The organism is Geodermatophilus sp. CPCC 206100 (assembly GCF_048569675.1).
Taxonomy (GTDB): Bacteria; Actinomycetota; Actinomycetes; order Mycobacteriales; family Geodermatophilaceae; genus Geodermatophilus.
Genome location: NZ_JAQISV010000018.1, coordinates 17437 through 37911, shown reverse-complemented (window position 1 = coordinate 37911; position 20475 = coordinate 17437). Strand labels below are relative to the sequence as shown.

Below are 20475 nucleotides of genomic sequence, written 5' to 3'. Positions count from 1 at the left end.
CCCAGCCGCTCCTGCGGCGGTGCAGCGCCGCGACAGCAGGCAGGACACCGCAGGAGTGCTCGGTCAGGCGGGCGGGGTCGCCCGCTCGGGGTCGGCGTCGGCCGGCGCGGGGGGACGGCGGGGCGCGCCGGCCCAGCGCAGCAGCGCGACGGCCGCCCACGCGGCGAGGAGGCACCACGGCAGCCGCACGGCGACCTCGTCCAGCGAGAGGTCGCCGCGCAGGCCGAGCGCGAGGAGCGGCAGGGCGAGGAGGAGTCCCACCGCGAGCACGTCCCAGCGCAGAGGGCTCATGACCCGGCGCTCTCCAGCCGCTCGCACAGCAGCGACGCCCAGCGGTGCGCGGTCGCCCGTGCGCCGTCGAGGAGGGCCACGGGCGTGGTGCTGCGGGAGAGCACCGCGGCCGGGTCGGCGGTCAGGTCGGTGTCCTGGACCATGAGCGCGTCGACGCGCGGCAGCGCGTCCAGCCACGGACCGACGTCCTCCGGCTTGCGGGTGGCCTCCACCACGGCCCAGACGCCGGCCGGCGCGAAGACCGCGATCATCTGCTCCAGCCAGGCGCCGCCGCCGGCGCGCAGCGGGGCGTCGACCGCCACGATCGTCAGCGCGCCGGACCGCTCGGCCTCCTGCTTGCGCTCGAGCGCGACCTCGATGCTGCTGACCCGGCTGCTGCGCGGGGCGAGCGCGCCGAGGTCGCCGCGGCTGGCCCACTGCAGCCGCTCGCCGTCCAGCCGCAGGGAGGCGGCCAGCGAGCGGGCGGCGGCGAGGGTCTCGACACCGGGCCCGACGAGGAGCAGCACGTCGCCCTGGGCGCTCGGCAGCGCCGGCGCGCTGGGCAGACCGGCGGCCAGCGCCCGGGTGAGCGCCGCGTACGTGCCGCGGCGGGCGACCTCGGCGGGGAAGTCGTCGCCGAGCAGCCGCTCGGGCACGCCCAGCTCCAGCAGGCGGCCGACGACGGCCTCCTCGGCCGCGCCGACGACGGGGCCGGTGCCGCCGCCGGACGGCGGACGCTCGCGCACCGACGTCACGACCATCGGGGCGCTGCGCCGCCAGGACGCGGCGCGCTTGTCGACGGGCAGCCGGGTCACCGTGGCCAGCCCGCCGGCACCCTGGCCGAGGGCGGCCCGGGCGACCTGCTGGCCCGGGGGCAGTGGCGGACGGCGGATCGAGGGTGGCACCGGCGGCCGCGACAGCAGCGGCGGGACGGCGAGCGCGCTGCCCGGCGCGGGCGGGGGCAGCAGCGACAGCGGGGGCAGGATCGTCGTGGCGTCCAGCGGCATGGGAGCCGGGTCGCTGGCGGTCGGGGCCAGCACCTCGGCGACCACCTCCCACTCGTCGGCCTCGGCGTCGGCGTCGACCCACATCGGGATCTCGGCCGTGTGCGCCTCGGCGAAGGCGTAGTCGTGGTCGTCGGCGGCCGGGGTGCCGGCCGGCACCTGCTCCTCGACCGTCGAGCCGGCCAGCACGCCGCGCAGCAGCTGGGTGAGCGCGGCGTCGGAGGTGTCGTGGGCGAGCGCCGCGCGCAGCACCTCGGCGATGGCCTCCTCGCGGGAGGTGATCGGCCCGGTGGCGAAGTCCGGCTCGCTGACCCACTCCGGCACGGCGACCGGCGGGACCGCCGGGTCGGCCTCGACGGAGGGGACCCGGACGGCGGCGGCCTCGACGGTCGCGGGCTCGACGGGGGGCGCGGCCACGGTCACCGCCTCGACGGGGACCTCGACCGGGGCGGCCACGGGAGCCTGCGCCACCGGGGGAACGGGCTCGGCGACCGGCGCCGCGGCGACCGGCGGCACGTCCGCCACCGGCTGGACGGCGGGAGCGGCGACCGGCTGAGGCGCCGGCGCGGCAGCCGCGGCCGGGCGCGCGGGGGCGGCGGTGGGAGCGGGGCCCCACAGGACGTCCGGCGAGGGCGGCTCGACGGTCGGCACGGGGGCCGCCGGAGCCGCCGGGGCAGCCGGTTCGGGGGCCTGGACCACGGCCGGAGCCGGAGCCGGGGTCTGGGCCGGAGCGGGCGGAGGAGTGGCGGCGGCCGGGGCGGCCGGCTCCCACGCGGCCGGGGCCTGCTCCCACGCGGTCGGAGCGGGCTCCCAGGCCGGGGCCGCCGCCGGGGCCTGCTCCCACGCGGTCGGAACGGGCTCCCAGGCGTCCGGGGCCACCGCGGCGACGGCCTCGTCGACGGCGTCGCGGACGTCGACGTCGCGGGCCACCATCTGCGCCAGCGCGGCGGTGAAGGGCGAGGGCGCGGACGGGGCGTCGTCCACCAGCGGGGCGGCGGCCCGCGGCGCCGCGGCGGCGGAACGAGGAGCGGCAGCACCGGGCGCGGCAGCACGAGCGCCTGCGGCCCGACCGCCGGCCGGGGCGCGTCCGGCCGGGCGGGAGCCGCGGGACACGGCGGTGCGCGAGTAGAGGTCCACGTCCTCGTCCGCGTGCCCGGACAGCAGCCCGGCGACCTCGTCGACCGGGTCGGGCAGCACCGGGTCGCGGCGCAGCGCGGCCTCGATGCGCGCCGCGGACTCGGCGCGGGAGGCCGGCCGGCGCTCGACGACGGGCGCCGGTGCGATCTCCTCCACCTCGGCGACGAAGCGCTCGGTGCTGAAGAAGCCCATCACCCCGCCGGAGCGGACGCGGCGGATGCCGACGATGCGGACCGAGGACCCGTACTTCTCGCGCGCGGCGGCGATCGCGGCCTCGCGCGAGGCGCCCTCAACGGATGGCAACGGCACCGTTCACCACTCCCAGTGACTCGATCTGGGCCGTCCGGGAGACCTCCGTGTAGGAGATCACCGGCAGGCGGGGGAGGATCTGACGCATCAGGCGGGACAGAGCGGCCCGGACCTGCGGGGAACACACCAGCACCGGGGACATCCCGAGCCGCTCGGCGTCGCCGAGCAGTCCGGTGCACCCGTTGACGAGGGCGTCGACCGTGCCGGCGTCGAGCGCGAGCACCTGACCGCCCTCGCTCTGCCGCACCGACTCCAGCAGCCGCTGCTCGAACGCGGGGTCGAGGGTCAGCACGTGCAGCCGCTCGTCGGGCGTGACGTAGGGGTGGCTGATCGCCGACCCGAGCGCCGCCCGGGCCGCCTCGACCAGGCCGTCGACGTCGGTGGAGACCTTCGCCCGGACCGACAGCGCCTCGAAGATGCGCACCAGGTCGCGGATGGAGACGTTCTCGTCCAGCAGCCCGTGCAGCACCCGCTGGATCTCGCCCAGGGTGAGCAGGGTCGGGGTGAGCTCCTCGACGACGACCGGGTGGGTGCGCTTGACCATCTCGACCAGCACCCGCACGTCCTCGCGGCCGAGCAGCTCGGCGGCGTGCTGGCGGACCACCTCGGCCAGGTGGGTGGTGATGACCGAGGAGCGGTCGACGACGGTCGCGCCGGCCATCTCCGCCTGGCGCTGCAGCTCGACCGGCACCCACTTGGCCGGGAGTCCGAACACCGGCTCCCGGGTGGCCTTGCCGGGCAGGCCGTCGAGGTTGTCGCCGATGGCCAGGACGGTGCCCGCCGGGGAGGTGCCCTTCGCGGCCGGGACGCCGTTGAGCCAGATGACGTACTGCGAGGCCGGCAGGTCCAGGTTGTCGCGGGTGCGCACCAGGGGGATGACCAGCCCGGTGTCCATCGCGACCTTCCGGCGCAGCGCCTTGACGCGGTCAAGCAGGTCGCCGCCGCGGGCGCTGTCGACCAGGTCGACCAGGTCGAAGGCCACCTCGAGCTCCAGCGGGTCCACCCGCATCTTCTCGGCGATCGCCTCGGGGGAGTCGGGTGCGGCCTCCTCCTCCGCCGCGGACGTCGGCTCGGCGTCGTCGTCCTCGAGCGGGGTCTCCTGCATGCGCGCGGCCATGAGCAGGAACAGGCCACCGATGAGGAGGAACGGCAGCTTGGGGAGCCCCGGGATCAGGCAGAGGGCGATCGCGGCGCCGCCGGCGATGCGCACCGGCTGCTTGAAGCGGCCGAGCTGGGCGATCAGGTCGCTGCCCATGTCCCCGTCGGAGGCCGAGCGGGTGACGATGATGCCGGTCGCGGTGGACAGCAGCAGCGCCGGGATCTGCGAGACCAGGCCGTCGCCGACGGTCAGCAGCGAGTAGGTCGAGACCGCCTCGCCGGGGGCCATGCCCCGCTGCATGACGCCGATGGCCATGCCACCGATGAGGTTGATCAGCGTGATGATGATGGCCGCGATGGCGTCGCCCTTGACGAACTTCGAGGCACCGTCCATCGAGCCGTAGAAGTCGGCCTCGGCGGTGACCTCGGTGCGCCGCCGGCGGGCCTGCTTCTCGTTGATCAGCCCGGCGTTGAGGTCGGCGTCGATGGCCATCTGCTTGCCGGGCATCGCGTCGAGGGTGAAGCGCGCCCCGACCTCGGCGACGCGGCCGGCACCGTTGGTGATGACGACGAACTGGATGATCGTCAGGATCACGAAGATCACCAGACCGACGATCAGCGAGCCGCCGATCACGAAGTGCCCGAAGGCCTCGATGACCTTGCCGGCGTAGCCGTCGGTGAGCACCAGCCGCGTCGAGGAGACGTTGAGCGCCAGCCGGAACAGCGTCGCGATGAGGATCAGCGACGGGAAGACGGCGAAGTCCAGGGGCCGCTTGATCTGCATGGCGACCAGCAGGATCAGCAGCGACGCGGTGATGTTGAGGCCCAGCAGCAGGTCGAGCACCGCCGCGGGCAGGGGCACGACCAGCATGAGGACGATGGCCACCACGCCGATCGGGACGGCGGCCTTCGTCAGCTTCTGCACGAGTGAACTCATCGGCAGTTCGGCTTGAGGGGGGCACGGGCGCCGCGCCGTCCGCCCCACCCGTCACGGGTGCCCCAGCAGCACCTCAGCCGCGGCGGCGGCCGGCGACCGGGAGGTCCTCGGCCGGGGGCGGCGCGAAGCCGGGGCGGTGGAACCCGCCGCGGACGCCGCGCGCCGACAGCTGCATGACGAAGGCCAGCACCCGCGCGACGGCGGTGAACAGCTGCGCGGGGACCTCCTGGCCGACGTCGCAGGAGGCGTGCAGCGCCCGGGCCAGCGGGATGTCCTGCACCATCGGCACCCGCGCCTCGGCGGCCTTCTCGCGCAGCTTGGCGGCGATCTCGTCGGCGCCCTTGGCGACCACGCGCGGCGCACCCCGGTCGGACTCGTACTTGAGCGCGACCGCGACGTGGGTGGGGTTGACCAGCAGGACGTCGGCGGTGGCGACCTCGCTCATCATCCGGTTGCGCGACATCGCCATCTGGGTGGCGCGGCGCTGCGCCTTCACGTGCGGGTCGCCCTCGGACTGCTTGTGCTCCTGCTGGATCTCGTACTTGCTCATCTTGAGCTTCTTCATCATCTGCTGGCGGACGACGAGGTAGTCCGCGACCGCGATGACCAGGCCCGTCACCGCCACCACCCGGAACATGAGCACCGCCGAGGAGGTGAAGGTGGCGGCGATGGCCGACAGCGGCAGCGCACCCGAGGCCGAGACCAGCTCCTGCGCCCGGCCGCTGGTGACGATGACGACGGCGAGCAGGGCGGCGGTCTTGATGACGGCCTTGGTCGCCTCCCAGATGCCGTGGGTGCCGAACATCCGCTTCACCCCGGGGAACGGGTTGAGCTTCTTCAGCGTCGGCTTCAGGGGCTTGCCCGAGAGCGTGACCCCGCCCTGGGCGGCGGAGGCGACCACGCCGACCACCATGAGCCCGAGCGCCATCGGGAGCACGGTGGTGAGGAACGTGCCCAGCGCCTGCCCCAGCAGCGCCGAGATGGCGCTGGACTCCGGGTGCGTGGCGACCGCGCCGATCTGCACGAACAGGGCCCCGACCCCGTCGAAGGCGTTGCCCACAAGCATCGGCAGCAGCACGCTCGCCGCCGCCGCGCCCAGCCAGGAGCCCAGCTCCTGGGTGCGCGGGATCTGCCCGTCCTTGCGCGACTCCTTGAGCCGCTTGGCAGTCGGCTTCTCGGTCTTCTCACCGCCGGGACCGTCCTTGGCCACGGCTCACCCGCTCCGCAGCGAGACCATCGCCCGCGTCGCGTGCTCGAGCAGCTGGTCGAGGGCGGGCGGGAGGAGCGGGAACGTCAGGCCCAGCAGGGTGAGGGTCAGCATGATCTTCACCGGGAAGCCGAACGAGAAGATGTTCAGGGCCGGCGCGGCCTTGCTGAGCAGCGCCAGCGCGACGTCGGCCAGCAGCAGCACCGCCACCATGGGGCCGGCGATCTGCAGCGCCGCCAGGAACATCATCGAGAACGCGGTGAGCAGCACCTGGCCCAGCTGGTCGGTCGGGACGCCGCCGGCCACCGGCAGCCCCTCGTAGGAGGTCGCGAAGCCGCGGACGATGAGCAGGTGACCGCCGCTGGTGAACAGCAGCGTGGTCGCCAGCAGGTAGTGCAGCCGGCCGATCGATCCGGTCGTCGTCGCCGACATCGGGTCGTAGGCAGGCTGCAGCGTGAAGCCACCGGTGAGGTCGATGAGGTCACCGGCGTACTGGACGGCGGCGAACAGCAGGTGGACCACGAAGCCGAGCGCGGCCCCGATGACCACCTCGGTGATCGCCCCGACGATGAGGAACCCGGTCGTCGGCTCGGGGAGCTGGGGGGCGATCCGCGTCATCAGCGCCACCGACAGCGCCATGGCCAGCGCGCCCTTCACCGGTGCCGGGATGCCCCGCGAGTTGAACGGCGGCGACAGCACGATGAAGCCGGCCGCCCGGGCGGTCCCGAGCAGCAGGGCCGCGAGCGTGGTCGCCGGGACCTCGAGGTCCACGGTCGCGCCCTCAGGTCCGGTCGAGCAGCCGGGGCAGCGTCTCGAACAGGCCCTCGGTGAAGCTGACCAGCTCGTTGAGCACCCAGTTGCCCGTGACCAGGAGGGCGATCGCGACGGCGATCATCTTCGGCACGAAGGACAGCGTCTGCTCCTGGATCTGCGTGGCCGCCTGGAACAGCGAGATCAGGAAGCCGACCAGCAGCGCGGTCAGCAGGATCGGGGCGGCGACCTTCGCGGCGACCAGCATGGTCCGGACCGCGATCTCGGTGACGTCGGCGTCGCTCATCGCCCGCTCACCCGTAGCTCCCGACGAGCGCCGTCGTGATCAGCGCCCACCCGTCGACCACCACGAACAGCAGCAGCTTGAACGGCAGGGACACCATCGCCGGCGGCACCATCATCATGCCCATCGCCATGAGCGCGGCGCTGACGATCATGTCGAGCACGAGGAACGGGATGAACACGACCAGGCCGATGATGAAGGCGCTCTTGAGCTCGGAGAGCACGAACGCCGGCACCAGCGTGGTCATGCTGACCGCCTCCCGGTCGGCCGGCGCCTCCTCGCCGGAGAGGCCCACCATGAGCGTGAGCTCGTCCTCGCGGGTGTTGGCGAGCAGGAACTCCTTGAGCGGCACGACGCCGGTCTCGTAGGCCTGCGACACCGTCACCTGACCGTCGAGGTAGGGCTGCACCGCCACCTCGTTGATGTCGGAGAACACCGGGCCCATGACGAACAGCGTCAGGAACAGCGCGATGCCGGTGAGCACCGAGTTGGGCGGCGACGACTGCATCCCCAGCGCGTTGCGGGTCAGCGACAGCACCACGATGATCTTGGTGAACGAGGTGCACAGCAGCAGCACCGACGGCGCCACCGACAGCACGGTGATCGCCAGGATCAGCGTGATCGAGCTGCTCGGGCTGCCGCTGCCGACGGAGATGTCCACGCCGCCGTCGACGGCGGGCACCGTGGGTGCGACCGGGGCGGTCGGCGCGGTCGGTGCCGTGGGCGCCGCCGAGGCGGGGTCGGCCAGGAGGGCGAGGACGACGCCGACCAGCGCCACCAGCAGCAGGACCAGGCCCGCGCGGCGGGCGAACGGCGCGCCGCGGGGGGCGGCCGGGGAGGACGAGGCCATCAGCGGCGGACCGTCCGCTCCCGCAGCTGCTGCACGAACGTCGTCCAGCCGGCACGGTCGAACACGGATCCGGCGAGGACGCCGGTGGACGGTGCGGTCGCCGGCCGGGCCATCGCGGCCTGCCGCTCCTGCACCGCCTCCTCGACCGCGTCGCCGTCCACCTCGGCGAGCAGGGTGACCTGCTCCTCGGTGGCCCCGACGACGAGGACGCGGCCGGCGATGCGGACGACGGTGACCGAGCTGGCCCGGCCCATGCGCTGGCGGGCGACCACCTCGATCAGGCCGCTGCCCTGGCCCAGCCCGCGCTTCTTGGCCAGGCGGGCGGCGAACCACAGCACGCCGCCGATGAAGGCCAGCGACAGCAGCAGCCGGATGACCATCCAGGTCATGGGGCCACCTCGGCCGCGTCGGTGACGATCTCGCTGATCCGCAGGCCGAAGTCCTCGTCGACGACGACGACCTCGCCGCGGGCGATGAGGGTGCCGTTGACCAGCAGGTCGGCCGGCGCGCTGGCGGCGCGGTCGAGCTCCACCACCTCGCCGGGGTGCAGGGAGAGCAGCTCGCCGACGGTCATCCGGGTCCGGCCGATCTCGACGGTGACCTCCATGGCCACGTGCCGCAGCAGGTCCAGGCTGCCGCGCTGGGTGCGCGGCTGGGGGAGGGTGACCTGCAGGCCGAGGGCCGCCTCGACGGTGCCGTTGCCGGCGAGCAGCGGAACGGCGACGAACATGCCCTTGTCGCGCAGCCCGTCCATCGCGGTGTCGGGGTCCTCGACGCGCTCGGAGTCCACGCGGACCCGGCCCAGCGTCGCGGCGGCGGCCTCCAGCGCCGGGCGCAGGGCCGCGGCGAGGTCCATCGGGCCGACGGGGGAGTTGGCCAGCGCGTCGGCGATCTCGGCGGAGACCACCAGCGCGACGTCGCCGGTGACCTCGCCGGAGAGCCGGGCGATGACCGCCGCGGCCGCGTCGGCCGGCAGCAGGACGGCGTCCGGGTCGCTGACCGGCGTGCCCGGCACCAGCTCGACCGCGGCCGGCACCAGGGCGGCGGCCGCGCGGGCGGCGGAGGCCACGACGGCGATCACGGTCTCGGAGGCCTGGGAGTGCTCCACGGAGGCGGTCATGCGGTGTCCTTCTGGGCAGCGAGGGGGGTGGGCACGATGGCGGCGGCGAGCCGGCGCCGGTGGTTGCTGGCGATCGCGTAGGCGAACGTCACGTCGTTGGTGGTGACCTCGAGCGGCGCGTCCTGCGGGTGGCGCAGCAGGAGGACGTCGCCGACGGCGAGGGAGAGCAGGTCCTCGGAGGAGACCTCGAGCGGGGCGAACCGCACCCCGACCTCGACCGGCACCTGGGTCAGCCGCTCGGTGAGCGCCTCGAAGGCCCGCCGGCGCTTGGCCTGGGCCGACTCCGACAGGTGCGGGGAGGCGGCGTTGTTGAGCGCGGGCGCGAAGGAGGAGAACGGCAGCACCAGCGTGGCCTCACCGCTGCGGCTGCCGATCCCGATCGCGAACGTCGCGACCATGACCGTGTCCGAGCCGGCGGCGGCCTGGGCGAGCTGCGGGTTGTACTCGACCTCGCTGAGCTCCGGCTGCAGCTCCACGATGTGCTCGAACGAGGTGGTGAACTCCTGCAGCAGCCGGGTGAGCAGGTGGTTGGTGATGGTCGTCTCCATCACCGTCATCGGCCGGTCGGGCTGCGAGGCGGCGCCGGAGCCGCCCAGCATGTGGTCCACGGAGGCCATGGCGATGTCGAGCGGGTAGGCCAGGAGTCCCTTGCCGGCCAGCGGCTCGATCGTGAACGTCGCCATGAACCAGGGGTTGGACAGGGTGGCGACGTAGTCGTCGTAGGAGTGCTGCTCGATGCTCAGCAGCTCCAACCGCGCGCCGGTGCGCAGCATCGTCGTCAGGACGGTCGTCGCCTGGCGGGCGAAGGACTCCTGGGCGATCTGCAGCACCCGCACGTGCTCGCGGGAGAGCTTCGTGGGCCGGCGGAAGTCGTAGGTGCGGGGCGCCCCGCGCCGGCCGGAGCGGGCGGGACCCGTTGCCGCTGCTGACAGCGGGCCCTGGGCGGGTCCGTTCTCGAGGCGGGTCACCCTCCCCTCATCGGCGGGGAACGAGTCCGCCCTGACCGGCGGCGGAGACGCGGCGGATCGGGGGGGACGGGTGTGACTGGTGGTGTGCAGGGTGCCGGCGGGACGTGCCCCGGCGCCCGGGCCTACTGGGTGACGTACTCGGTCAGGTACACGCCCATGACCATCTCGGCGCCGTCCTCGGTGTAGGCCTCGACGATCTTCTGCTCGAGCGCCGTCTTGAGGGCGTCGCGCGCGCCGGTCACGTCGCCCGGCTGGGCCTGCGAGTAGGTCGCGATGACCATGTCCAGGGCCTTCGAGCCGTCGACGGCGGCGCCGCCGTGCCCGCCGCCGGCGGCCGCCTCGGTCAGCTGGAGGGCGATCCCGACCTTGAGGTAGCCGCCGCCCGCGAGGTTCACCGCGATGGACTCGAGGGGGAGCACCTCCCCGGCCACCGGCTCCTCGGCGGCGGCCTCACCGCTGCCGGCGAAGAGGAAGAAGTAGGCCGCGCCGGCCACCGCGAGCACCGCGACCAGGGCGATGACCAGCAGCTTCTTCTTGCCGCCCTTGGCCTCGGTCTCCTCGACGGGCTTCTTCTCACTGTCCTTCTTGGCCATGGGTGCCTCCCTGGTTCGTGCCGGCGTCCAGGCCGGGCAGCAGGTCGTTGGCCTCCGCGGAGGCCGTGGACAGGACGACGACGTCGACCCGCCGGTTGACAGTGAGGGCGTTCGGGTCCGACGTCGGCACGAGCGGCCGGGTGTCGGAGTAGCCGTTGGCGACCATGCGCCCCTGGGGGACGCCGCCGCCCGCCAGGTGCCGGACGACGGTCGTCGCCCGGTAGGCCGACAGCTCCCAGTTGGACGGCCACGGCCCGCCGGGGGTGACCGGCAGGTGGTTGGCGTGCCCCTCGACACCCAGCTCGTTGGGCAGGTCGCGCAGCGTCGGTGCCAGCGCGTCGAGGAGGGACCGGCCCTCGGGGCGCAGCACGGCCTCCTCGGCGTCGAACAGAACCTGGTCGGCGACGATGTGCACGACCAGGCCGCGCTCGTCGATCTCGTACTGCGCCGCGCCGGCGTGGCCGGAGGCGGCGAGCGCGGCCTCGATCCGGTCCCGGGCGGCGGCGAGCTCGTCGTACTGCGACTTGGCCTCGGCGGCGACCCGCTGCGCCTCGGCCAGCGCGGCCTGCGCCGCGGCGGCGTCGACGTCGGCCTGGGAGACGGTCTGCTCCGGCGGGATGACCGAGGCGATGTCGATCGCACCGGGCAGGCCGTCGAGCACCGCGCCGTCGGGAGTGGGGCTGGTCAGGACCGAGACGGGGGTGCCGAAGGCGTCCGACATGCCCTTGGCCAGGGCGGCGAACTTCTGCTCGTCCACCTTGCTCATCGCGAAGAGCACCACGAACAGCACGAACAGCAGCGTCATCATGTCGAAGCCCGACACCAGCCACCGTTCGTGGTTCTCGTGCTCCTCGTGCTCCTCGTGCTTCTTGCCGCGGCGGCGGCCGTGACCGGTGCTCAAGGAGTCACGCCGCTTCCTTGGTCAGCGAGCCCGGCGGCACGAGGGAGGTCAGCTTGAGCCGGACGGCGCGCGGGCTGGTGCCGGCCTGGATCTCGGTGATGCCCTCGACGAGCAGCTCCATCTGCGCCGCCTGCAGCGCGCTGACCCGGAGGATCTTGGCGCCCATCGGCAGGAACCAGAAGTTGGCGGCCATGACGCCCCACAGCGTGGCGATGAACGCCGCGGCGACCATCGGGCCGAGCGTCTCGGGGTTGTTCAGGTTCCCCATGACGTTCATCAGGCCGACGATGCAGCCCAGGATGCCGATGGTCGGCGCGTAGCCGCCCATGTTGTTCATGAACTTGGCGGCGACCTTGTCCTCGGCCTTCTTCGCGGCGATCTCGCTCTCGAGGACGGCGCGCAGCTCCTCGGGGTCGGTGCCGTCGATGCCCATCTGCAGACCGCGCCTGAGGAACGGGTCCTCGATGGCCTTCACCTGCGCCTCGAGCGCGAGCAGACCCTCCTTGCGGGCCTTCTCGGCAAGGGTGACCAGCGTCTGGATCTGTTCGGTCGGCGGCGGCACCTTGGCCGGCAGCACGGCCATCTTGAACCAGCTGCCGACCTTCTTGAGGTCGTCCATGGTCTGGCTGGCCGCCGCCGCGCCGAAGGTCGCGACGACGACCAGGACGATCGCCGGCAGGAAGAGCAGCGACATCGGGTCGGCGCCTTCGAGGATCATGAAGACGACCAGCGCGATGATGGAGATCGCGAACCCGATCAGGGTGGCCGGGTCCATGGGTCAGCGCTCCTCGCGGGCCGGGAAGGGGACGACGGCGGCGTGCCCGTCGTCCGCCGTCGACTGCAGCGGCGAGCGGTAGGTGCCGCGGTCCATCTCGTAGGCCGTCGCGAGGATGCTGGCGCGGTACTCGCGGATCTCCACGAGGACCTCCTCCACGGTCTCGGACACGACGTACTTGGTGCCGTCGACCAGGAAGACGACGGTGTCGGGATGGCCCTCGACCCGCTCGACGAGGTCGGGGTTGAGCGCGAACCGCTCTCCGTTCAGGCGGGTCACACGGATCACGGGGGGCCTCATGCTCGGTCGGGAGGGGCGGGGAGGGGCAGCCGCGAGCGGCGCTGCCGGGCTGTCCTTGTCATCGGCCTCGCGGCCGCCCGGCTTGAGCCGAACGGGCCGCCTCACCCCGCGGGGTGACCTGCGGGAACCGCCGGACAGCACGGCGGCCCGGCCCCCTCCAGGAGGGGACCGGGCCGCGCCCTGGCGACGTGCTGGAACGGCCTCTCTGCAGGTGGCCCCGTCGGCCCCGTCCCGGGCACCGCCCCGAGCTCGCGAGGGGTGGGGAGGACGGGGTCCTCACTCAGCGCTTGAGGTTGACCAGGTCCTGCAGGATCTCGTCGGAGCTGGTGATCACCCGGCTGTTGGCCTGGAAGCCGCGCTGGGCGACGATCAGGCCGGTGAACTCCTCGGCCAGGTCGACGTTGGACATCTCCAGCGCGCCGGCGTTGAGGACGCCGCGGCCGCCCGTGCCGGCCTGGCCGATCAGCGGGAGCCCCGAGTTGTTCGCGGGCCGGTAGGTGCTGCTGCCGGACTTCTCCAGGCCGCCGGGGTTGGCGAAGGTGGCCAGGGCCAGCTGACCGAGGACCTTGGTCTGCCGGTTCGAGAAGACCCCGGTGATCGTGCCGTCGTTGCCGAGGCTGAAGGACTCCAGGACGCCGGCGGAGTAGCCGTTCTGCTTGTCCGCCACGACCGTGGTCGGGCTGCCGTACTGCGTGACCGCGCCCAGGTCGATGGTCACCGGACCGGTCCAGCCCGCCGGGAGGGTGTCCAGCTCGAAGTCGAGGTCGTCCAGCGCCGTCCCGTCGCTCGCCAGCGCGGTCAGCCGGCCGCTGCCGCTGAAGCTCAGCTGCACGGGCTCGTCGAGCAGGTCGCCGCCCGGGCCGGTCACCATGAGGTCCCAGCCGCCCGCGGTCTTCTCGAAGGCGTAGGTGACCGGGACCTCCTTGCCCAGGCTGTCGTACATGGTGATGGAGGACTCCACCCGCTTGCCGGTCTCGGCGGCCGCGGAGAGGTTGCCCATGAGCGAGCCGGTGCCGGTCGCGCGCGGCTCGGTGCCCTGACCGAAGGGGATCTTCAGGTCGCCGATGGGGCCGTTGGCGTCGACCTGGCCGTCGATGTCGGCCGTCCAGCCCTGCAGGATCGCGCCGCTGTCGGTGAGCATGTTGCCCGCCGCGTCGAAGCCGAAGGACCCCGAGCGGGTGAACAGCTGCTGGGTGCCGGACTGGACGACGAAGAACCCGTCGCCCTCGATCATGAAGTCGGTCGCGCGGCCGGTGGTCTGGGTGGCGCCCTGCGCCCAGTTGGTGCTGATGCCGGCGACCTTGACGCCGAGGCCGACCTGCGCGGGGTTGCTGCCGCCGGAGCCCTCGGCGGGGGCGCCACCGGCCCGCAGCATCTGGGACAGGGCGGCCTCGAAGACGGTCGACTGCGCCTTGTAGCCGACGGTGTTGACGTTGGCGATGTTGTTGCCGGTGACGTCCATCTTGGTCTGGTGGGCCTTCAGGCCGGAGATGGCGGAGAACATGGAGCGCAGCATCGGGGGAACTCCTCGGAGTCGGTCGGGCCGGAGTCGGTCGGGCTGGGGAGGGACGCTCGCGGGGGCGGGCGGGGTGGTCAGGAGGCGGTCGTCGAGGTGCCGGTGGCCGGCGGGGTCTGGGCGATCTCGGTGACGCGGCCGAGCGGCACCTCGACCTTGCCGACCATGACGACGGCCTCGGAGGTGTCGGTGCCGAGGCGCACGGACGTCGCCACGCCGGAGACGCTGGCGCCGGTGGCGGAGGTGTAGGTGACCGTCCGGCCGACCAGGGCGCCGGCGCTGGTGGACCGCTGCAGCGCGAGCAGCGAGGCGTTCTGCGTGGCCAGCTGCTCCAGCTTCTCCACCTGCGTGAACGTCGCGGTCTGCGACATCATCTGGCTGCTGTCGACGGGCTTGGACGGGTCCTGGTAGCGCATCTGGGCGACCAGGAGCTTGAGGAACACGTCCTTGCCCATCTGGTCCTTGCGGTCCACCGCGGTGGTGGGTGCGGTGTGGGCCAGCGCGGCACCGCTGGTGCCGCTCACTGCATCCGGCATCGGTCGCTCCTCTCAGACGCGGATGTCCACGCCGGCGGACGTGGACGGGGTGGGGTGGGGGCCGGGGCGGGGCTCGGCGTCGGCCTGCCGCAGCCACGGCCGGGCCCGGCCGTCGCCGCGGTCCTGCTGGCCGGGGCGGTCGCCGGGGGCCTGCTGCGAGGCCGAGGACCAGCTGCTGCCGGAGTCGCGGTCGACCGAGGCGTTGCCGCAGCTCAGGCCGGCGGCCTGGAGGTCCCGGCGGAGGTCCGGGAGGGCGTCGAGCAGGGCGGCCCGCCCGGCCTCGGTGGACCCGCGCAGGGTCAGGTCGACCGAGCCCTGGGACAGGGTCACGTGCACCTCGACCCGGCCGAGGTCCTCGGGGGTCAGCACCACGCTCATCGTGTGCACACCGTCGGGGCTGCTGCGGAGGACCGCGACGTGCGAGGCGACCTGGGTGGCCACGGGGGCGGCGCCGCCGTCGTCCGCGGGCCGGGTCGCTGCGGGGGCCGACGCGGATGCCGGCGCCGGGGCCGCGGCGACCGCGCCGACGTCCGCCGAGGCACCGGAGTCCGGCTGGACCTCCGCGTCGCCCGCGGCCGGCAGGCCGGCGACCGGGGTCTCCGCGGACGTCGCCGTCGGCAGCGCGGCCGGCAGGGACGGGACCGGCGGGACCGCGGTGTCGACGGGTGCAGCGGTCACGACGGTCAGGAGGGTCGCAGTCGGTGCGCCGTCGGCCGGCGCCGCGGTCGCCGCGGCCGGCGCGCCCGGAGCCGCGGCACCCGTCGGCGCGGCTCCCGCGGGGACCAGCGGGACCACGGGCAGGTCGGTGACGGGCGCGGCGGTCGGGGCGCCCGGGACGGCCGCACCCGCGGGGGTCCCGGCCGGGGCGGCGACGGGGAGGCCCGGGACGGGCAGGCCGGCCGTCGTCGGCAGTGCTCCGGGAACGGCGGTCGGAACCCCGCCGTCGTCCGCGGCCGGCGCGCCGGCGACCGCCTGGACGGCGGGCGTCGTCCCGGCGGGGCTGCCGGCCGGCGCCGCACCTGCGGGCGTGCTGTGGAGCAGCACCCAGAGGCCCGCCGGCAGAGCCGGCGCGACGACGGGGCTGCCGGCGGCCGCGTCCTCGGGCGCCGGCGCGGTCTCGCCGGCACCCGCCGACGTCGCGTCCACGGCCTCCGCGGCCGGAGCCGCGTCCGGGTCGGGCCCCTGCGCGCCGGCCCGCGCCCGGCCGTCCGCGACCGCGTCGTCGAGCGCGGAGGCGAACCGCTCGCGGCCGCCGGGGGCGGACGGGGCAGGAGGCGCCGTCGGGGGAGCGGCCGGCGTCGCCGGCATCACGGGTGCTGTCATCGGTAGCTCTCTGCCTTGCTCATGACGGCCCGGACGTAGTTCTGCGTCTCGGGGTAGGGCGGGATGCCGTCGTGGCGGCGCACGGTTCCCGGCCCGGCGTTGTAGGCCGCCAGGGCTAGTTCGGTCGAGCCGAACTGGCCGCTGAGCTGGCTCAGGTAGCGGGCGGCGCCGTCGATCGCCGAGGCGGGGTCGAGGGCGTTGACGCCCAGGCCGCGCGCGGTGGCGGGCATGAACTGCATGAGGCCCTGGGCGCCGGCGGAGGAGACCGCCGAGGCGTTGAAGCCGGACTCCTGCGACGCGACCGCCGCCAGCAGCGCCGGGTCGACGGCGTGGCGGGCGCCGGCCGCGGTGAACAGGTCGGCGTAGGGGACGCCGGCGAGCGAGCCGCCCGGCGCGGTGCCCGCCGCGGCCTGCGCGGGCAGCACCCGGCGGATGACCGTGGGGCTGCCGACGTCCTGCACCTTGACCGTCTCGCCGGCCTGCGGCGCCGCGATCATCTTGCCCTCGCCGATGTAGATGCCGACGTGGTCGATGCCGGGCCGGGACGAGTGGTCGAAGAAGACCAGGTCGCCCGGGCGGGCCGAGTCCAGGGAGGCGACCGCGGTGCCGGCCGTCGCCTGCTGCGCGGAGGTGCGCGGCAGGTCGACCCCGAGGTTCCCGTAGACCAGCTGCACGAAGCCGGAGCAGTCCAGCCCCTTGGCCGGGTCGGTGCCGCCCCACAGGTAGGGGACGCCGAGGTACTTGCGTGCCTCGCTGACGACGGCCTGCTCGGAGGCGGGCGACGCCGTGCCGGTCGCGGGCGACGCGGTCGCGCCGGCGCCGGTCAGGCCGGCCGCACTCGCGGCGGAGGCCCAGGCGGCGGTGGTCGACGTCGGGCGCACCGGGGCCAGGAAGCGGCTCTGGATCTCGCTGATCCGGCTGTGCACCGCGGTCAGTCCGTCCACGGCACCTCCCCGGCGGGGGTGCGGCGGCTCGAGCGGCCGGTGACGAGGTCGTCCACGCTCCTGTCCTCGGCAGCCTGCTCGGCGATCCGGACCGTCTCGAGGTGACGTTCTCGCAACCGCTCCAGTCCCTTGGTGCGCTGGGCGGCGGCGGTCCAGCCCGCGCGGACCAGCTCCGCCTGCTCCGCCGAGGCGGTGGCGAGGGCCCGGGCCGCCGCGGCGTCCTCCGCGGCGACCCGGGCCAGGACCATCGAGGCGCGAAAGGCGCCCGAGGTGGCGGTCCCGGGCGGGACGATGGTGCCGACCGCGGCCCCGGCCTCGGCCGCCCGGCGGTCGGCCCCCGCCGCGGCGCGGGCGGCCTCGGCGGCCGCCAGCGCCGCGGTGCGCTCCTGGGTGCGGCGCAGCTCGAGGACCGGCTGCAGCCGGAAGGCGGCGCGCTTCACGCCGCCGCGTCCCGGCCCGGCGCGGACGGCGCCGTCACGAGCGGACGATGCGGTTCAGCCAGGACCAGGCTTCCGCCGCCGGCGTCAGCTCGCCGGTCGGCTGCTGCAGGAAGGCCTCGATCGCCGGCGCCAGGGCCCGCGCGCGGTCGACCAGCGGGTCGGCGCCGGCCTGGTACGCGCCGATCTCGATGAGCTCCTTGACGTCGCGCAGCGCCCCCATCAGCCGGCGGACCTCCCGGGCGTCGGTCATCTGGGCCGGCGGGACCACGGCGCCGGCCACCCGGGAGATCGACTCCAGGACGTCGATGGCCGGGAAGTGCCCGACGGTGGCGAGCTTGCGGGTCAGCACGATGTGGCCGTCGAGGATCGAGCGGGCGGTGTCGGCGATCGGCTCGTTGTGGTCGTCGCCCTCGACGAGCACCGTGTACAGGCCGGTGATCGACCCGGTGGTCGAGGTGCCCGCCTTCTCCAGCAGCCGCGGCATCATCGCGAAGACGCTCGGGGGGTAGCCGCGGGTGGCCGGCGGCTCCCCGGCGGAGAGCCCGACCTCGCGCTGGGCCATGGCGGTCCGGGTGATGGAGTCCATGAGCAGCAGGACGTCGCGGCCCTGGTCGCGGAAGCCCTCGGCGATGCGGGTGGCGACGAAGGCCGCCTTGAGCCGCACCAGCGGCGGCTCGTCGGAGGTGGCGACGACGACGACCGTGCGCGCCATGCCCTCCGGGCCGAGGTTCTCCTCCAGGAACTCCTTGACCTCGCGGCCACGCTCGCCGATGAGGCCGATGACGCGGACGTCGGCGTCGGTGCCCCGGGTGATCTGGGACAGCAGCGTCGACTTGCCCACGCCGGAGCCGGCGAAGATGCCGAGCCGCTGGCCCTTGCCGCAGGGGACGAGGGTGTCCAGCGCCCGGACGCCGAAGGTGAGCGGCTCGGCGACCCGGCTGCGGGAGAGCACGTGCGGCGTCTCGCTGGCCAGGTCGACGAACTCCAGGCCGGCGTCCAGCGGCGGGCCGCCGTCCACCGGCCGGCCGAGGCCGTCGAGCACCCGGCCGAGCAGCGCCTCGCCGACGGGCACCTGCAGCGGCATGCCGGTGGCGCGCACCGGCGCACCGGAGTGCACGCCGGAGAGCTCGCCGAGCGGCATGCAGGTCAGCCGGTCGCGGCTGACGGCCACCACCTCGGCGAGCAGGCCGCGGGCGCCGGGGTTGACCTCCACGAGGTCCCCGACGGCGGCCACGACGCCCTCCACGCTGAGCGTGAGGCCCATGGCGCCGACGACCTGCCCGGTCAGCTGCGGGCGGGCCGCGGCGCGGGCCCGGTCCAGCAGTCCCATCCCGGTCACGGGGCGAGCACCGCGCGGACGCGCTCGAGGGCGGTGCCCAGCTGGGCGTCCACCCGCGTGATCCCGGACTCGGCGACCGCGCCGGCCCGCTCGACGGCGGGGTCGGCGACCACCCGCACGCTGTCGGGCAGGCCCGCCAGCGCGTCGGCGGGGATCTCGGCGAGGTCGTCGGGGTGCAGCCGGACGACGGCGGGGGCGTCCGCGGGGCACAGGGTCAGCGCCCGGCGGACGGCGTCCAGCGCGGGGGAGTCGGCGAGGGCCAGCTCGCGGCAGAGCAGGTCCTCCACCAGCGTCAGCACGATCGAGATGACCGAGTCGCGGACGTCCTCGGCGACCGGCAGCGCGGCCTCCTCGAGCTGGGTGACCGCCGAGCCCAGCGCCGCGGTCGCCGACACCAGCCGCCGCTCCCAGCGGGCCTGGACCTCGGCCAGCCGCGCCTCGGCGGCGCGCTCGGTCTCGGCGACGACGGCGTCGGCGGCCAGCAGGCCCTCGGCGTGGCCGGCCGCGAAGCCCTCCCGGCGCGCGTGCTCGCGCAGCCGGGCCAGCTCCTCGGCGTAGACGTCGCCCAGCCGGAACGACGTCCGGTTGGCCGGCACCGGCATGTCGGCCGCCCGGCGGATCGTCGTCCGCCGCTCCACGACCGGCTCGGTGGCGCGCGGCCCCGGCACCGCCGACCGGTAGGGCGTCGCGGCCTCGGCCGGGGCGCCGCGCAGCAGCGCCGACGGCCGCGGTGAACCCGCTTCAGGCGACGAACTCATCGTCACCGCCCCGCGAGATGGTCAGCGCGCCCTGCTCCTCGAGCGTGCGGATGATGCCGACGACCTTGGCCTGGGCCTCCTCGACGGTCCGCGTGCGGACCGGGCCGAGCAGCTCGATCTCCTCGGCGAGGTTCTCGGCGGCGCGCTCCGAGAGGTTGCGGACCACCTTGTCCCGTACGTCGGGGCGCACGCCCTTGAGCGCGGTGGCCAGGTCGTTGGCCTCGACCTCGCGCAGCACCAGCTGCAGGGAGCGGTCGTCGATCGTGACGATGTCCTCGAACACGAACATCTGCGACCGGACCTGGTCGGCCAGCTCCGGGTCGGTGTTGTCCAGCCACTCCAGGATCGACCGCTCGGTCGGCCGCGGCGAGCGGTTGATGATCTCGACGAGGGTCTCGACGCCGCCGACGGTGCTCATGTCCTGGTGCGCGAGCAGCGAGCCCATGCGGCGGCCCAGCTCCTCCTCGACCAGCCGGACCATCTCCGGGGAGGTGCGGTCCATGGTGGCGATGCGGTGGGCGACCAGCGCCTGCTGCTCCGGGCCGAAGCCCGAGAGCACCTCGGCCGACTGCGCGGCCGTCAGGTGCGCCAGCACCAGGGCGATCACCTGCGGGTGCTCGTCCTTGAGGAAGGTGACCAGCTGCCGGACGTCGGCGTTGCGCAGCGAGGAGAACGGCACCTCGGAGTAGACGACGTTCAGCCGCGACAGGATGCCCTCGGCCTTGTCCTCGCCGAGGCCCGCCGCCAGGATCTCGCGGGCGAAGTCGATGCCGCCGCGGCCCACGAAGCGCTGGGCGTTCATGAGGTGGTGGAACTCCTCGAGGACGCCGTCGACGTCGGTGGGCTCCACCGAGCCGAGCTTCATGAGCTCGCGGGTGATCTGCTCGACCTCCCGCGGGCGCATCTTCGCCAGCAGCGCCCCGGCCTCCTCGCGGCTCAACTGCGCGATGAACACGGCGGCCTTGCGGATGCCCGGCATGGCGGGGCGCTCCCGGACCGCCGGCAGGACCGCGGTCTGCGCGGCCGGGTTCACCGCGGCCATCTGCTCGACGCTGGCGAGGGTCACAGCTCCTCCTCGCTGACGCTCGTCGGAGCT

The 20475-nt window shown here is 74.5% G+C and carries 22 protein-coding genes; all 22 read right to left on the bottom strand.

Annotation, left to right across the window (positions count from 1 at the left end; translation table 11 throughout):
• Positions 1 to 63: 63 nt before the first annotated feature.
• The gene (locus tag PGN05_RS10705; protein WP_419752522.1) at positions 64 to 291 is read right to left on the bottom strand and encodes a hypothetical protein; all 228 of its coding nucleotides are present in this window, start codon (positions 289 to 291) and stop codon (positions 64 to 66) included.
• Complete coding sequence (locus PGN05_RS10700) at positions 288 to 2714, bottom strand: hypothetical protein (protein WP_419752521.1); 2427 nt, start codon at positions 2712 to 2714, stop codon at positions 288 to 290. Before PGN05_RS10700 ends, PGN05_RS10705 begins: the two co-directional genes overlap by 4 nt.
• The gene (gene flhA, locus PGN05_RS10695) at positions 2701 to 4743 is read right to left on the bottom strand and encodes a flagellar biosynthesis protein FlhA (protein ID WP_419752520.1); all 2043 of its coding nucleotides are present in this window, start codon (positions 4741 to 4743) and stop codon (positions 2701 to 2703) included. The genes PGN05_RS10700 and flhA overlap by 14 nt, the downstream gene beginning before the upstream one ends.
• Positions 4744 to 4828: 85 nt before the next feature.
• On the bottom strand, positions 4829 to 5965 hold the full coding sequence (locus PGN05_RS10690) for an EscU/YscU/HrcU family type III secretion system export apparatus switch protein (protein WP_419752519.1): 1137 nt from the start codon (positions 5963 to 5965) through the stop codon (positions 4829 to 4831).
• A gap of 3 nt (positions 5966 to 5968) precedes the next feature.
• Positions 5969 to 6733, bottom strand: a complete 765-nt coding sequence (gene fliR, locus PGN05_RS10685; RefSeq protein WP_419752518.1) for a flagellar biosynthetic protein FliR — start codon at positions 6731 to 6733, stop codon at positions 5969 to 5971.
• Positions 6734 to 6743: 10 nt separating this feature from the next.
• Positions 6744 to 7019, bottom strand: a complete 276-nt coding sequence (gene fliQ, locus PGN05_RS10680; protein ID WP_419752517.1) for a flagellar biosynthesis protein FliQ — start codon at positions 7017 to 7019, stop codon at positions 6744 to 6746.
• A gap of 7 nt (positions 7020 to 7026) precedes the next feature.
• A complete protein-coding gene (fliP, locus tag PGN05_RS10675) occupies positions 7027 to 7866 on the bottom strand; it encodes a flagellar type III secretion system pore protein FliP (RefSeq protein WP_419752516.1) in 840 nt (279 codons plus the stop codon).
• Entirely contained in the window at positions 7866 to 8255 is a 390-nt protein-coding gene (gene fliO / locus PGN05_RS10670) for a flagellar biosynthetic protein FliO (protein WP_419752515.1), read from the bottom strand. The genes fliP and fliO overlap by 1 nt, the downstream gene beginning before the upstream one ends.
• On the bottom strand, positions 8252 to 8986 hold the full coding sequence (fliN, locus tag PGN05_RS10665; RefSeq protein WP_419752514.1) for a flagellar motor switch protein FliN: 735 nt from the start codon (positions 8984 to 8986) through the stop codon (positions 8252 to 8254). The genes fliO and fliN overlap by 4 nt, the downstream gene beginning before the upstream one ends.
• Positions 8983 to 9954, bottom strand: a complete 972-nt coding sequence (locus PGN05_RS10660; protein WP_419752513.1) for a flagellar motor switch protein FliM — start codon at positions 9952 to 9954, stop codon at positions 8983 to 8985. The genes fliN and PGN05_RS10660 overlap by 4 nt, the downstream gene beginning before the upstream one ends.
• 122 nt (positions 9955 to 10076) lie before the next feature.
• A complete protein-coding gene (locus PGN05_RS10655) occupies positions 10077 to 10547 on the bottom strand; it encodes a flagellar basal body-associated FliL family protein (protein WP_419752512.1) in 471 nt (156 codons plus the stop codon).
• Positions 10528 to 11448 (bottom strand): flagellar motor protein MotB, encoded by a 921-nt coding sequence (locus PGN05_RS10650; RefSeq protein ID WP_419752511.1) that lies wholly within the window; start codon positions 11446 to 11448, stop codon positions 10528 to 10530. Before PGN05_RS10650 ends, PGN05_RS10655 begins: the two co-directional genes overlap by 20 nt.
• Positions 11449 to 11452: 4 nt before the next feature.
• Positions 11453 to 12223: a motility protein A gene (locus PGN05_RS10645; protein ID WP_419752510.1), complete on the bottom strand. Its 771-nt coding sequence runs from the start codon at positions 12221 to 12223 to the stop codon at positions 11453 to 11455.
• 3 nt (positions 12224 to 12226) lie between these two features.
• Complete coding sequence (locus tag PGN05_RS10640; protein WP_419752509.1) at positions 12227 to 12502, bottom strand: flagellar FlbD family protein; 276 nt, start codon at positions 12500 to 12502, stop codon at positions 12227 to 12229.
• Between the two features lie 301 nt (positions 12503 to 12803).
• Positions 12804 to 14039, bottom strand: a complete 1236-nt coding sequence (locus tag PGN05_RS10635; RefSeq protein WP_419752508.1) for a flagellar hook protein FlgE — start codon at positions 14037 to 14039, stop codon at positions 12804 to 12806.
• A gap of 77 nt (positions 14040 to 14116) precedes the next feature.
• Positions 14117 to 14575: a flagellar hook assembly protein FlgD gene (locus PGN05_RS10630; RefSeq protein WP_419752507.1), complete on the bottom strand. Its 459-nt coding sequence runs from the start codon at positions 14573 to 14575 to the stop codon at positions 14117 to 14119.
• A gap of 12 nt (positions 14576 to 14587) precedes the next feature.
• A complete protein-coding gene (locus PGN05_RS10625) occupies positions 14588 to 15898 on the bottom strand; it encodes a flagellar hook-length control protein FliK (RefSeq protein WP_419752506.1) in 1311 nt (436 codons plus the stop codon).
• Positions 15895 to 16842 carry a transglycosylase SLT domain-containing protein gene (locus PGN05_RS10620; RefSeq protein WP_419752505.1) on the bottom strand — a complete coding sequence of 316 codons (948 nt, stop codon included), beginning with the start codon at positions 16840 to 16842 and terminating at the stop codon, positions 15895 to 15897. Before PGN05_RS10620 ends, PGN05_RS10625 begins: the two co-directional genes overlap by 4 nt.
• Complete coding sequence (locus PGN05_RS10615; RefSeq protein ID WP_419752504.1) at positions 16830 to 17282, bottom strand: flagellar export protein FliJ; 453 nt, start codon at positions 17280 to 17282, stop codon at positions 16830 to 16832. Before PGN05_RS10615 ends, PGN05_RS10620 begins: the two co-directional genes overlap by 13 nt.
• 34 nt (positions 17283 to 17316) lie before the next feature.
• Positions 17317 to 18612: a FliI/YscN family ATPase gene (locus PGN05_RS10610; protein WP_419752551.1), complete on the bottom strand. Its 1296-nt coding sequence runs from the start codon at positions 18610 to 18612 to the stop codon at positions 17317 to 17319.
• Between the two features lie 5 nt (positions 18613 to 18617).
• Positions 18618 to 19379 carry a FliH/SctL family protein gene (locus PGN05_RS10605; RefSeq protein WP_419752503.1) on the bottom strand — a complete coding sequence of 254 codons (762 nt, stop codon included), beginning with the start codon at positions 19377 to 19379 and terminating at the stop codon, positions 18618 to 18620.
• Positions 19363 to 20445 (bottom strand): flagellar motor switch protein FliG, encoded by a 1083-nt coding sequence (gene fliG, locus PGN05_RS10600; RefSeq protein ID WP_419752502.1) that lies wholly within the window; start codon positions 20443 to 20445, stop codon positions 19363 to 19365. The genes PGN05_RS10605 and fliG overlap by 17 nt, the downstream gene beginning before the upstream one ends.
• Positions 20446 to 20475: the final 30 nt, after the last annotated feature.

Excerpts from the sequence above, each read along its gene's own strand:
- fliN (WP_419752514.1), bottom strand. The coding sequence starts at position 8,986 with ATGACCGCCTCCGTGGAGCACTCCCAGGCCTCCGAGACCGTGATCGCC.
- PGN05_RS10705 (WP_419752522.1), bottom strand. The coding sequence starts at position 291 with ATGAGCCCTCTGCGCTGGGACGTGCTCGCGGTGGGACTCCTCCTCGCC.
- PGN05_RS10610 (WP_419752551.1), bottom strand. The coding sequence starts at position 18,612 with ATGGGACTGCTGGACCGGGCCCGCGCCGCGGCCCGCCCGCAGCTGACC.
- fliP (WP_419752516.1), bottom strand. The coding sequence starts at position 7,866 with ATGGCCTCGTCCTCCCCGGCCGCCCCCCGCGGCGCGCCGTTCGCCCGC.
- fliQ (WP_419752517.1), bottom strand. The coding sequence starts at position 7,019 with ATGAGCGACGCCGACGTCACCGAGATCGCGGTCCGGACCATGCTGGTC.
- PGN05_RS10655 (WP_419752512.1), bottom strand. The coding sequence starts at position 10,547 with ATGGCCAAGAAGGACAGTGAGAAGAAGCCCGTCGAGGAGACCGAGGCC.
- fliO (WP_419752515.1), bottom strand. The coding sequence starts at position 8,255 with ATGACCTGGATGGTCATCCGGCTGCTGCTGTCGCTGGCCTTCATCGGC.
- PGN05_RS10630 (WP_419752507.1), bottom strand. The coding sequence starts at position 14,575 with ATGCCGGATGCAGTGAGCGGCACCAGCGGTGCCGCGCTGGCCCACACC.
- PGN05_RS10625 (WP_419752506.1), bottom strand. The coding sequence starts at position 15,898 with ATGACAGCACCCGTGATGCCGGCGACGCCGGCCGCTCCCCCGACGGCG.
- PGN05_RS10645 (WP_419752510.1), bottom strand. The coding sequence starts at position 12,223 with ATGGACCCGGCCACCCTGATCGGGTTCGCGATCTCCATCATCGCGCTG.
- PGN05_RS10635 (WP_419752508.1), bottom strand. The coding sequence starts at position 14,039 with ATGCTGCGCTCCATGTTCTCCGCCATCTCCGGCCTGAAGGCCCACCAG.
- PGN05_RS10605 (WP_419752503.1), bottom strand. The coding sequence starts at position 19,379 with ATGAGTTCGTCGCCTGAAGCGGGTTCACCGCGGCCGTCGGCGCTGCTG.